Origin of the sequence: Actinocrispum wychmicini, from assembly GCF_004345645.1 — a bacterium.
GTDB lineage: Bacteria > Actinomycetota > Actinomycetes > Mycobacteriales > Pseudonocardiaceae > Kibdelosporangium > Kibdelosporangium wychmicini.
The window spans coordinates 394834-407403 of record NZ_SLWS01000009.1; the positions used below are offsets into that span (position 1 = coordinate 394834).

The window sequence follows — 12570 nt, forward strand, 5'->3', positions numbered from 1 at the left end:
CCACCTTTCGCCGGATTCGCCTACGATCTTGACCATGCCGCCCGCGAGCCCGCCGGCCGCCGCGTTCGGGGTCAAGGACGACCCGGTCCTCCTGCCCGGCGGCAAAGGCGGGACCTGGCGTGCCGGCCACCTGGTCCTCAAGCCGGTGGAGTTCCCGGCTGAGACGCACTGGCGTGCCCAGGTGCTCGACGAACTGCCGGACTCGGCCGAGTTCCGGATCGCCCGGCCGGCCAGGACACAGGACAGCGCGTGGATCGCCGACGGCTGGGAGGCGACCTGCCTCGTCGCGGGCGCACCGGACGTCACCCGTCAGGACGACGTACTGCGCGCCGGGATCGCGTTCCACGCGGCCATCGCCGCCCTGCCCCGGCCGGACTTCCTGGACCTGCGCGCGGACCCGTGGTCTTATGGGGACCGTGTCGCCTGGGACGAACTGCCCGTCGACGCGTCCCCGGCCGCCATGGAGCTGCTGGCGCCACTCTTGCGTGCCCGCCGCCCGATCGACCTTGTCTCCCAGATGGTGCACGGCGACCTGCCCGGCAACGTGCTGTTCGCCGACGGCCTGCCACCGGCGATCATCGACTGGCCCGCGTACTGGCGGCCCACCTCGTGGGCGTCAGCGGTCGCGGTCGCCGACGCCTTGTGCTGGTATTCCGCCTCCCCTGACCTGCTCGCCCGCTGGTCACACCTGCCCGAGTGGGGTCAGGTGCTGGTCCGCGCGTTGATCTACCGGATCGTCACGCACGACAAGGCGTTCGGGCTCGCCGGGTGGACGCGGCAGCAGATCCGCGCCTACCGGCCGGTGATCGACCTGGTCCGTTCGGCATAGGCCGATCGGCATAGGCAAGTCATGCCCCATGTCCTCCTGCGTGACGACGTGGGTTGACGCCGTGCGGTCCTACGGTGGCCGCATGCTTGGTGAACGGTTGGATTCGTGGCTGCGCGGCCACGAGTCGTTGGTCGATGTCCTGACGGCGCTGGTGCCCGCCGCCGTGTGTGTCCTGTTCGGACTGGTCACGCGCTCGGATACCGCGTACTTCCTGTTCACCGCGCTTTTACTGGTGCCGGTGATGTTGCGTCGACGGCAAGTCGTTGCGTGCCTGACGTTGGTGACGTCTGTCGCGTTCGTACAGTGGTTGACCCTCCGGGACAGCACTGGTCTGCTCCTGGCCAACGTCGCCGTCCCCCTCGCGGTGCACGCGGCCGCTGCCTATGGACCATCGTGGGCGGGACGGGCCGCGCTGGCCGCTGGTTTGTCCGGTGCGGTGTTAGGCGGGTTGAGTTGGCCGCTGCTGACCGGCTCGGTGACCATGCACCTCGTCATCGGCACGTTCCTGGCCAGCACGGTGGTGGCCGCGTGGGCGGTCGGGGTGTTGCAGAAGGTCCGTCGGGCGCAGGCTGAGGCGCTGGCGGACCGGGCCAGGCTGCTGGAGGTCGAGCGGGATCAGCGGGCGCGGCTCGCGGTGATGGCGGAACGGACCCGGATCGCTCGCGAGATGCACGACATCGTCGCCCATTCCCTGGCGGTGATGATCGCGCAGTCCGACGGTGGGCGCTACGTGGCCGCGTCCTCGCCCGAGGCCGGCCTTGCCGCGCTGGCCACCATCGGTGACTGTGCCCGGCAGGCGCTCGGCGAGATCCGGCGGGTGCTCGGGATCCTGCGGGACGGCCCGGCGGCACCCCAACCCGGCTTGGCCGACGTGCCCGCGTTGGTCGACCGGCTGCGGACCAGCGGGCTGGACGTCCGGCTCACCCTCGAGCCGGCGCCCGGCACAGTGGACCCGGGCCTTTCGCTGGCCGCCTACCGGGTCGTCCAAGAAGGACTGACGAACGTGGTGAAACACGCCGGCCCGACGGCCCGCGCCGAGGTCTCGGTGCGCTGGTCCACTGCCGGGTTGACGATCGACGTCCTGGACAACGGCAGATCAACGCCGAACTCCAGCGGTGGGTACGGGATAGCCGGCATGCGTGAGCGCACAGGCGCCTACGGCGGCACGGTGACGCTGAGACCGCGTCCCGGCGGCGGCCACGTCCTGTCCGCGCGGATCCCGGTGCCCGCGTGAACGGCGGCGACCGCCCGGCGCGGGTGATGCTGGTCGACGACCAGGTCCTGGTCCGCACGGGCCTGCGGATGGTGATCGACACCCAACCGGACCTGGCCGTGGTCGGCGAGGCGGGCGACGGTCTCACCGCCGTACAGCAGGCCCGGCGGTTACGTCCCGACCTGGTGCTGATGGACGTCCGGATGCCGGTGCTGGACGGCGTCGAAGCCACCCGCAGGGTCCTCGCCCACCCCGACGCGCCCAAAGTGGTCATGCTCACCACGTTCGACCTCGACGAGCACGCGCTCGCCGCGATCCGTGCCGGCGCCAGCGGGTTCCTCCTCAAGGACGCCACCCCGGAGGAACTCCTGGCCGGCATGCGGACAGTGCACGCCGGGGACGCGGTGCTGGCCGCCTCGACCACCCGCCGACTGCTGGACCACCTGGCACCGCCGCTCGATCCCGCCGCGCTCCTGTTGGTCACGGCACTGACCGAGCGCGAACGGGAAGTGCTGGTCGCGATGGCACGCGGCTGCTCCAACGCGGAGATCGCCGAACGCCTGGTAGTGGCACCCGGCACAGTGAAGACCCACGTCGGAAACGTCCTGGCCAAACTGCGGGTCCGAGACCGGGTGCAAGCGGTGGTCACCGCCTACGAAGCCGGCGTGGTCCGCCCTGGCGACCGGTAACCACTCGCCGAGCCACCCGGCAACTGAGCGTGGCCATCGGGGCGCGTGAAGTCCACCACACGCCGTTGTGGATCGACGCCACCACAACCGTTTCGCTGCCCTGTCAGTGGGCGCGCGACATCCGGTCAGCCTTGTCGTGTCATCAGAATCTCATCCGTCCTCGCTACCGTCCTCGCGACGAGAACAGACCGCCATGGTCTTCCCATCGGGCCAGAGCGTGAGCGACATGTCTGAACAGAATCCCGTTGGTTCGGGTAACCCTCAGGGGTCCGCGCGGCCATCAGTTGCCAAGCCCGCCCGGCTTGGACGGGTGGCCGCGCCGCTGACGGTGGCGCTGGTTGCCGCGATCATGTCGAGGTGCGTGGGGCCGATATCGGTTCCTTCCGCCTCGTGGTCACCGACGGTGACGACTTCGACCACGACGCCACGGCCACCGGCCGCGCCGGACGACTTGTGCGAGCTGGTCGGGCCCGAACTCACCGAGCGCGCCGTGCCGAAACCACATCGCGAGCCGCCCACGCCGACCGCGACCCCCACCCCGAATCTCACCCTCAACCAGGTCCAGACCGACTGCACATTGACGACCGCCGCAGACCCGGGTACGTCACTGTCCCCCGCGGCAGGCTCCGCCTGCGACTCACCCGGTTCGGCCCCGGCAGCCGCACTCCCAACGGGCCCCTGACCCCCCGACAACAAGCCGAGGACGAGGTCGGCGACACTTGCGACAGCTACTACCATCCCGAAACGCCACTCCAGCACTTCAACACCTCCGTCGGGGTCGGCGACCGCTCCTGCTCGGCCACCCTCAAGCCGGACACACTCGGGTTTGTCGGCCAGGCGCAGATCGCCGCGTGCCTGGGCGGGGACTACTTGGACGTCCTGTACCTCTATACGCCGAGCCTGGACAAGGCACCGGACATGACTGAGATGAACCAGACCGGGGTGCTGATCGCCGCCCACATACTGGCCGCGCTGCGCTGACCTCCCGATCCGGTCAGGATCGGCGGAAAGCAGGCACGCGTGGCGTCCGCCGATGCCATGCTGAGGTCATGGGCGCGATCGAGGTGGTTCTTGGGGACATCACGACCGAGGACGTGGAGATCATCGTCACGGCCGCGAACGAGTCGTTGATGGGCGGTGGTGGGGTGGACGGGGCGATTCACCGGGCGGCCGGACCCCGGCTCGCCGCCGCCGGCGCGAAGGCCGGGCCCTGTGAGCCGGGGAAGGCGATCGCGACGCCCGCGTTCGACCTCGCGCCGGTGAAGTACGTGATCCACACTGTCGGACCGGTGTGGGAGGGCGGGGAGCACGGCGAGGACCTGGTGTTGACGAGTTGCTACCTGGAATCTCTGCTGCTGGCCGAGGAACTCGAGGTGGCCAGCATCGCGTTTCCCGCCATCGCCACCGGGGTCTACGGTTTCCCGACCGGGCGCGCCGCCGAGATCGCGACCATGGCGGTGCGGTCGCTGCCGATCATCGACCTGATCCGGTTTGTCGCCTTCGACGACGAGACGTATGCCGCCCTCACCGCCGGAGTGGCCAAGCCGATCGTCGAGCACTGCCCGACCTGCGGCGCCGGCGCGATCCCGTTCGTGATCGGCCTGCCGGTTCCGGCCGTGCGCGCCGCGGCCGAAGCCGGGCTGGTCCGGTTGGGCGGCTGTCTTCGCCGCGGCGAGGACGTTGACCCGCAGTGGGCGTGTACCAAGGACAGCGCCCACTGCTGGACCAACGGCAAGAAGGACGACCGGCGCCACCACACTGCCGTGTTGGCGGCCGCGGCCCAAATGGACTAGGACGCCGACCCGCCACCGCTCGACGGATCCTGCGGACAGCTCACGTCAGCGCCCGGCAGAGTGCCGTCAAGCAAGTATGTCTCGACCGTCTCGCGTACGCATTTCGTTGTGTCGCCCAGGTATACGCCGTGCCGGAAGGCGTCGGTGAGGGTGAGCATGCGGGAGCCGGTCAGTGCTCGGTGCATCGCTTGCTGGCCGGGATAGGGCAGGGCCGGGTCGCCGGACGCGCTGATGATCAGTGCCGGGTGGGAGTTGGCGATCTTGGTGGGCGGTTCGGCCGGCGCGGTGGGCCAGAAGGCGCACGGGGTGATCTGCCGGGCCAGCGGGCCGAACAGGGGTTCGGTGGCGCGGTGTACTTGGATGTCACGGTAGTAGGTCTCCGGGTCGCGGGAGCCTGTGCGGTCCGCGCAGTGGTTCGCGACCGTGGCGCTGAAGCCGAACGCTGGGATCACGTCGGTGGTGGTGTACAGCGCGAGCTTCTGTGCCAACATGCCGGTGGGGATGACCGTGCGGCCGCTGGCGGCGTCGCGCATCTCCCGGACCTGTGTGCTCAACGCCGCGTAGAAGTCGTCGGAGTCGTCGACGGTCAGCAGCATTCCCGGGATCATCGGCGCCTCGATCCGGTACGTGCCGACCTTCAGCGGCTCCCGGGTGGCGGCGCGGACGATCTCGTCCACCGCGGCCAGCACACGATTCGTGGTGGAGCCGAGGTGGTATTCGTTGTCGCGTCGTGCGGCCCAAGTCGCCCAGTCCCGCAACGCGGCGGCGTCCGCCGGCGCGGTGTCACGGGTGAAGCGGGGGCCTGGGGCGTCAGGGGCGGCGACACTGTCGATCACAAGCCGGTCGAGGCGGTCGCCGAACATCTGCGAGTAGACCGCACCGAGATAGGCGCCGAAGGACCAACCCAGGTAGGAGACCTTCGGCTCGCCCAGTGCGGCACGCACGATGTCCATGTCCCGCGCGACGTTCCTCGTCGAGACGTACGGCAGGACATCCCGTCGCGAGGCGCACTTGGCCGCCAGGTCCTTCGCGACTGCCACGCTGCGGTCGAACGCGGCCCGGTCCAGGCCCGACCACTGGGCACTGGCCAGATACCGGTCAGCGGGCCACCCACACTCCAACGGGGTGCTTAACCCGAAGAACCGCGGGTCCATCCCAACCAGGTCGTAGCCGGCCGCCACCGCCGGGGCGCTCTGCGGCACTTCCGGGGGAAGGCCTTGGGTAAGCCACACGACGCCGTCCCGGGACGGGCCAGGGCCGCCTGTGTTGACCATCAACGTGCCCCGCCGGTGCGCCTGGTCGGTCGCGGCGCGCCGAGCGATCGCCAGCGAGATCGTCCGCCCGCCGGGATCGGCGTAGTCCAGGGGAACGGTGACCTCGGCGCAGCGCGCGCCGACCGACGCCAGCTGCGCGCCCAGGGGATCGTCGGGGCCAGTCCGGCAGTCGTGCCAAGCGATCCGCTGATGTTCGAACCGGGTCAGTGCCTGGGCTTCCGCGACTCCTGCGGACGACTGAACCCCGACGAGCGCCGCGGCGGCCACCACCAGGGCAGCAATGCGATTGTTCATCTGTGTCCTCGCGTGAGATTTCGAACTCGACACACGAAAACGCTAGGCACAGTGAGCTCTGAACGCCTCTCCCGCAGGACCGAAACCGCCTCCCCCGCGAGACCTACGCCCAGATGCGTGACCGTGAGACCATTGTGGATGGCACCCGCGAGGATCACTTGTCCGACCGGGACACGGCGAACAACGACATCAACTGTCCACCGGCGGCGACAGCCAACACAGTCACGATCACCGCAGCCGGCAGCCACGGCGCGACCACGGCGACCACCAACGGCAACAGCACGGCGACCGCGCGCACCGGCCAAAGGCGAGTGTGCGTCACCAGCAGGTTGACGACCAGCAGGAACGCGGACACACCGCCGCACATCAGCCAGGTCGACGACGGATTCAGGTGGTCGGCCGACCCGGCGGCGGCCGCCCCCAGCCCGGCCGCGACGGTCGTGATCGACGCGATCACCACGAAGTGCGCGGGCAGCAGCAGCGCGGGTGGGAAATGCGTCTCCTCGGCGAAGGCGTGCCGGACGTTCAGCCCCCACAACGTGATCAGCAGCAGGAACGCGGACACGACGGTGAGCAGCAGCAGCCACCCCTCGCCGCCGCCCGGCCGCCAGTCCTCGATCGCGGCGACCGCGCCGACGAGCTGCAGCATCGCCTCGCCGAGCACGATGATCACGAACAACCCGAACCGTTCGCCGAGATGCCCGGCGTCCAACCGGGCGGCGACGAGCGCGGTCCATCCCGGTTCCTTGCTCCCCCGTGGCTGCCGTTCGGCCCGCTTCGCGAGCCGCTCGTTCAGCCGTGTCAGCATCTCCTCGTGGTCGCCGCGGCTCATCAGCACACTCGCGAACATGGTGAGGGCGATGCCGAACAGCCACAGTCCCAGCTTCCACCACGGGTTGCCGACCCAGAACGAGACGACCCACGGCACCAGCCCGGCGTTCTGGGACGCGGCCGTCCACGTGAGCAACACCATTCCCGACCGCTGGAACGCGTTCACCCCGATCGCGGTGGTGATCAGGTACGCGGCGGCGAACAGGTTGGCCCGGCCGTCCATGCTGTGCGGCACCGCGGCCGCCATGGTCGCGATGCCGGCCATGCCGAGGAACATGGCCCGGACCCGCACCCGGTCGGCGACGACGTTCGAGTACAGCGTGAATGCCGTCCACACCAGCCAGATCGCCAGGTAAAGCGTGAAGAACGTGATGATGTCCATGCCGCCGGGCCCGTGGTGGGCATCGCCGTGGAGCAGGTGCGCGAGCTGGGCCACGGCCACCACGACCACGAGGTCGAAGAACAACTCCAGCCAGCTGGCGTGCCGATCGACGGCACCGGACTCGGTCATGCGGGCGAGGCTAAACCACCTTCGCCATTCCCACCTGCGACGACTCCCCTCGTCGGTAGGCTGCTGTTCGTCCGGGTGACCACCACCACAGGCGGCCAGGCCCTGCCCGAAGCCACCCCGGAGCAGGACCTGAGGCAGATCGTCACCAGCCTCCACCTCGTCACATGATCACCAGGGCACGGGACGGCGGTCGCGGAAGAAGCCGCCGGTCGGCCCGGTGTCGGGCAGGGCAGCGGCCCAGACGATGCCCGCGGCGCCCTCGGTCACCGGGCGGCCGCCAGGCCCGCCCATGTCGGTGGCGACCCAGCCGGGACAGACGGCGTTGACCAGGATCCGGTCGCCACGGAGTTCGGCGGCGAGCATCCGGGTCAACGCGTTGAGCGCGGCCTTGGACGTGCTGTACGCGGGGGTGCCGCCGCCCATGTTGGTCAGCGACCCGCCTTCGGAGGACACGTTGACGATCCGGCCGTGCCGGCTCCGGCGCAACAGTGGCAGCAGGCCCAGTGCGGTGCGCCAGGCGCCGAACAGATTGGTCTCCAGCGCTTCGTGGACCGTGCCGAGGTCGGCGGTGGTGGCGTTCTGCCAGGTGTCGTAGAGGATGGCGGCGTTGTTGACGAGTACGTCGAGCCGGCCGTGCTCGCTCTCGACGGTGGTGGCAAGGCGGTCGACGCTGGCCGGGTCGGTCACGTCGAGCTGGTGCGCCACCAGACCTGGAACGCCGAGTTGCTCGACGACGGTCTCGGCGTCCGACCGCGTGCGGGCCGTCAGGTAGACGGTGTGGCCGAGGGCGGCGAGTTGGCGGGCGACTTCCGTGCCGAGGCCACGGTTGGCTCCGGTCACGACAGCGATTCGGGACACGGCTCAGCCTACTGTCGCGTAGCTCGACTACACAGAAACCCTTCTCACGGAAGGATTCTGAGTTTGACCGTGGCGCTTCCTGTGCCGCCCAGTTCCGTTCCGGCGGAGACGGTGACGTCGACGTCCTGGTTGGCGGCGAGCCCGGCGGGCACCACGAACGACATCTGCGTCTCCGTGCTGTTTCCGACTGTGGGCACGTTGAGGCCGGCGACCAGGAGGGTCGGCGGCGTGACGGCGTCCCCGGGCCGGTGTGGCGGAAGCAGGCGGGTGCCGGTGATCTGGACGATGTCGCCGACCTTGGCGCTGGGCGGGGTCAGGCTGAGGATGTACGGCGTGCTGCTTTGGACTGCCTTGTTGCCGATGTAGGTCAGGGCCGACACCGAGGTCAACGCCACCATCCCGGCGGGCAGCACCGGCAGGCCCTCGGTTTGGTGCTGGAAGAAGTGGGCGCCGGCCCAGAGCAGCGCGACCAGGTTGAACAGGACGAACTGGAGGTCCACCAGGTCGGTGCTGCCGCGGTCGTTGACCACCAGGTCGACCGCGCGGGGGCTCGCGCCCTCGCTCTTCTGGAGAGTGCCGTTGGCGAGCCGGGACGTGACAATGCCCTTGGCCGCGACCAGTGCGGCGAACGGACCGCCCAGGAGCAGCAGGTACTGGTCGGCCACCGGTTTGCTGTCAACAGCGGCGCCGGTGCTGATTTCGAGGACGGTCAGCGTCGCGAAGACCCACACGACGAACAAGGTCCACGCCAGGGTGACGGCCTTGGACGTCGAGACCCGCTTGTCGGCCCCGACCACCGCCTTGGTGTAGCGGGCAAGGAGCACACCGATGATCACCACGGCGATCAAGATGATGAGGACTCGCGTTTTGTCAGGTCCCATGGCGGTCTCCAAGGGGTGGTTCCGTCCTGTGTAGACGGTTTGCCCGAACTATCGGGTTCGACCGGGGGCCGTTACCGGCGTTTGGTCACGGAACACTCTCGGTCCGGTTGCCGTCCGACACCTTGGGCTGCCCCAAAGGGCAGGGGAATCCCTCGGGGGTGTGCGAGCCTGGTCGGGTGCCGAGTGATTTCGTCATCAAGACCGGCGACATGATCCAGATCAAGATCCCGCCGCCGGTGATCGTGCCGGCCATCCAGGCGCCGGTGCCGCTGACCGGGACCAGCACGGACGTGCAGGTCAACAACCAGTTCGTCTGCCTGCAGGGTGACGAGTTGCCGAACGCGTTGCGCGGTCCGCTGCCGTACACCGCGCCGCCTTTCGTGACCCCTGGCACCGGCACGCTCACGCTCACGTTGCTGCCGGCGAACCTGACCATCCAGTCGTCGAACGGCAAGAAGATCCTGATCAAGGGGCAGATGTTCACGGCCACCTTCACCGTTCAGGCGCCGGCCATGCAGCCCACGCCGGGCGGGCCCGTTCCGGACCCGGTCGCGGTCAAGCCGGGCACGGCCCAGTTCATCACCACCAACGCGACTGTCTACGCCGGCTGATCAGTCGTTGGCGGCGGCCCACTGGGCCAGCCGGAGCCGGGACGTGATGCCCAGTTTCCGGTAGCTGTTGCGCAGGTGTGACTCCACGGTCCGCTCGCTCAGGAACAGCCGGGTCGCGATGTCCGCATTGGACAGTCCGGTGCCCACCAGGTGCACTATCTCCTGCTCGCGTCGGGTCAGGTGACCCGTTGTCCGGTCGATGGCGACACCGATCTTGTGCTTGCGGGCCAGGCTGCGGGTCCGCTCCAGCCATGGGGTCGCGCCGGCGTTCTGGAAACGGGTCAGGCAGTCCGTGATCGCGTCCTGGTCCGGGTCCAGTTCGGCGGCCTCCAGTGCGGCCTGGGCCGACAGCAGTGGCGCGCCCATGCCGTCCAGGCGGCGCGCGGCGTTCCGGAGCAGGTCGCTCGACGAGGTGAGAAGGCCTTCCTGACGGTCGGCGAGCGCGTCCAGGAGCGGTGCTGTCCGGCCGATCTTGCGCAGGTGTTCCATGATGTGGGTGGCGGCGGCGTGGTCGTTGGCGGCGTTGGCGGCCTGCGCGGCCACGAGCACCCGCATGCAGTTGATGATCGGGTCACGGAACGTGAACGCCAGTGCGTCCAGCGGCGGCGCCTCCTCCGGGTGTCCCGAGTGGACCGCGATCATGGTCGTCGCGATCTCCCAGTCGTATTCACGGCCGTCCCGCAGCAGGTGCAACCAGCGACGGGCCTGGTCGAGCGACGCCGCGGCCTCGTCGATCCGGCCGAGTTCGGCGAGCAGAAACGCCCGATGTGCCAGCATTCTGGCGGTGTTGCGGTCCAGTCCGATCGTGGAACTGCTCGCGATGTACGCGTCGAGATCGCGCAGTGAACCGAGGAGATCACCCGCGAAATAACGGGAAGTCGTACGAACCATGCCCATCGCGTACGTGCCTGACGGCAAAGCGAAGTTGCTGGTGACCGCCATTCCCTTCGTCACGCAGTCGATCGCGCCGGGGATGTCGCCCATCAGCACGCAGAGCCCGGCCAGGATCCGCCGCGGCTGGTGTTTCAGGAACACGTTGTCCTCGACGAAATCGTCGGCGATCGCCGCGGCCTCGGTCATCAGCCGGTGTGCCTCGTCGAACTTCAGGCCCACCGCGGCCAGCGCGCCACGGGCGTAGAGCGCCATCGCCCGCGCCGGCGGTCGCGGACTGTCCCCGTACGTCTCGCTGATGTCCTTGAACAGGGTGAACGCCCGAGGGAGGTCGCCGCGCCGGGCGGCGATCACCATCCGCAGGCCCAACGACTGGATGTCGTGCTCGCCCGCGTGCCCGAGCAACGCCGTGACGTGCGCGTCGGCGTGGTCCAGGTTGCCTCGCTCGGACTCCACGATGGCCAGGTGCAGCCGCAGGCTGATCTGCCTGTCGAGATCTGGTTCGTTCGCCAGCCGTTCCTGCCAGATCTTGGTGGCCGCGTCCAGCATCCCGGCGCCCTGGTAGGCCAAACCCAGCGAGTTCAGCAGGTCGGGCACCAGCGCGGGCCGGTCGGTCCTGGCGCGACTGAGCGCGCGGGCGAGATAGTCCACGGCTTCCGTTGCGGCGTAAAGGTTCAAGGCGCGCTCGCCGGCTGTGGCGAGGACGTCGATGGCGCGCTGCGGGTCGACGTAGTCACCCGCGTCGCGGTAGTGCGGCGCGATGGCCATGATGTTGTCCGGGGCGGACGCGTCGATGGTCCTGGCGAGAGTGGCGTGCAGCCTTCGGCGTTCGATCTCGGTCAGGTCCGCGTACGCGACCTCCGCGTACAACGGGTGGGCGACCCGATAGGCGACCTCGTTGTCGGACAGATGCGCTTCGACGTGCCCGTCGCGTTGCAGTGCTTGCAATTCTGCCTCGATGTCACCGCGGGTCGCGGTCCTGAGGACGTCGACGGTCGCGTACGAGCCGGCGACCGCGATCAGGTCGACGAGATCCCGCTCGGCCTCGCTGAGCGCCTCCAGCCGTCCCATCACCACATCTCGGACGATCGTCGGCAGCGGTCCGTGGCCGGTGTGCCGCGCGAGTGCCATCACGAACAGCGGGACACCCTTGGTCCGGGCCGCGAGTTCGCGCAACATCGCCGGTGGCGGCTGCGCGCCCAGCACGTCCTGCGCCAGCGACCTGACGTCGGCTTCGCTGAGCGGGCCGAGCGCCAGCTCTGTCCCGTTGTCGTGCCGCCGGACGAGCGCGGCGAGGTCGGCCAGGCGGGACTCCGGCGGTGGTGTCCGGCTCGCGCCGAGGACCACGAGCCGGTCGCCGGCCATGCCGTCGCCCAGGTGGTGGATCAGTTCGATGGTGCCGGGATCGGCCCAGTGCAGGTCGTCGACGAACATCAGCACCGGGGCCCGCTCGGCCATCCGGCACAGCAGCCGCACGACCGCCTCGAACATCGTCGACCGGTTCGCCGCCGGGTCCCCACCGGACCGGGGCTGCGGCAGCCGCGGGTCCGGCAGCAGCCGTCCCAGGTCGTCCAGGCCGGCCACCAGCTCCTCGTCGAGCTTCCCGCGTAAGGCGGCCACCATCGGCGCGTACGCCAACCCGGCCTGCAACGGGTCAGCCTGCCCCACCAGCAGGGTGAACCCGCGCTCGGCCGCCGTCCGCAGCGCGTGCCCGGCCAGCCTGGTCTTGCCGATCCCGGGCTGCCCGGACAGCAACACCAGCTGGCTGACGCCACGCTCGGCTTGGTCGACAATCCCCGCCAGGGTCGCTTTCTCGCTGTCCCGCCCGGTCAGCCGCGGCTCCATACGTCTCCCCTCCCCGCCCCTGAGCATCTCATGAGTCGCCGCGGTTCAGT

The 12570-nt window shown here is 69.5% G+C and carries 11 protein-coding genes; 6 read left to right on the forward strand and 5 right to left on the reverse strand.

The features are described from left to right. Nucleotides 1-34 precede the first annotated feature (34 nt). From EV192_RS37140 to EV192_RS37160, 5 genes are all read left to right on the forward strand, one after another. A complete protein-coding gene (locus EV192_RS37140) occupies nucleotides 35-829 on the forward strand; it encodes a TIGR02569 family protein (protein ID WP_132123302.1) in 795 nt (264 codons plus the stop codon). Between the two features lie 82 nt (nucleotides 830-911). After that, entirely contained in the window at nucleotides 912-2063 is a 1152-nt protein-coding gene (locus EV192_RS37145; protein ID WP_132123303.1) for a sensor histidine kinase, read from the forward strand. A 26-nt stretch (nucleotides 2064-2089) separates the two neighbouring features. Beyond that, the gene (locus EV192_RS37150) at nucleotides 2090-2731 is read left to right on the forward strand and encodes a response regulator (RefSeq protein ID WP_132123397.1); all 642 of its coding nucleotides are present in this window, start codon (nucleotides 2090-2092) and stop codon (nucleotides 2729-2731) included. Nucleotides 2732-3088: 357 nt separating this feature from the next. Continuing rightward, entirely contained in the window at nucleotides 3089-3712 is a 624-nt protein-coding gene (locus EV192_RS37155) for a hypothetical protein (protein ID WP_132123304.1), read from the forward strand. A gap of 68 nt (nucleotides 3713-3780) precedes the next feature. Continuing rightward, nucleotides 3781-4524, forward strand: a complete 744-nt coding sequence (locus EV192_RS37160) for a macro domain-containing protein (protein ID WP_132123305.1) — start codon at nucleotides 3781-3783, stop codon at nucleotides 4522-4524. Here the strand turns inward: EV192_RS37160 and EV192_RS37165 are convergent. The 4 genes from EV192_RS37165 to EV192_RS37180 all read right to left on the reverse strand — a co-directional run bounded on the left by EV192_RS37165 (nucleotide 4521) and on the right by EV192_RS37180 (nucleotide 9173). Next, nucleotides 4521-6092 (reverse strand): alpha/beta hydrolase, encoded by a 1572-nt coding sequence (locus EV192_RS37165; RefSeq protein ID WP_132123306.1) that lies wholly within the window; start codon nucleotides 6090-6092, stop codon nucleotides 4521-4523. The two genes, EV192_RS37160 and EV192_RS37165, sit on opposite strands and share 4 nt — an antisense overlap. A 154-nt stretch (nucleotides 6093-6246) precedes the next feature. Continuing rightward, on the reverse strand, nucleotides 6247-7434 hold the full coding sequence (locus tag EV192_RS37170; protein WP_132123307.1) for a low temperature requirement protein A: 1188 nt from the start codon (nucleotides 7432-7434) through the stop codon (nucleotides 6247-6249). 168 nt (nucleotides 7435-7602) lie between these two features. Beyond that, nucleotides 7603-8274, reverse strand: coding sequence for an SDR family oxidoreductase (locus EV192_RS37175; RefSeq protein WP_243727316.1), 672 nt, complete (start codon nucleotides 8272-8274; stop codon nucleotides 7603-7605). 62 nt (nucleotides 8275-8336) lie between these two features. Next, a complete protein-coding gene (locus tag EV192_RS37180; protein WP_132123309.1) occupies nucleotides 8337-9173 on the reverse strand; it encodes an IPT/TIG domain-containing protein in 837 nt (278 codons plus the stop codon). 176 nt (nucleotides 9174-9349) lie between these two features. On the opposite strand from EV192_RS37180, the gene EV192_RS37185 reads away from it, so the two are divergent. After that, the gene (locus tag EV192_RS37185; RefSeq protein WP_132123310.1) at nucleotides 9350-9784 is read left to right on the forward strand and encodes a hypothetical protein; all 435 of its coding nucleotides are present in this window, start codon (nucleotides 9350-9352) and stop codon (nucleotides 9782-9784) included. Here EV192_RS37185 and EV192_RS37190 read toward each other — a convergent pair whose 3' ends face one another. Next, on the reverse strand, nucleotides 9785-12520 hold the full coding sequence (locus EV192_RS37190; protein ID WP_165960832.1) for an ATP-binding protein: 2736 nt from the start codon (nucleotides 12518-12520) through the stop codon (nucleotides 9785-9787). Nucleotides 12521-12570 lie beyond the last annotated feature (50 nt).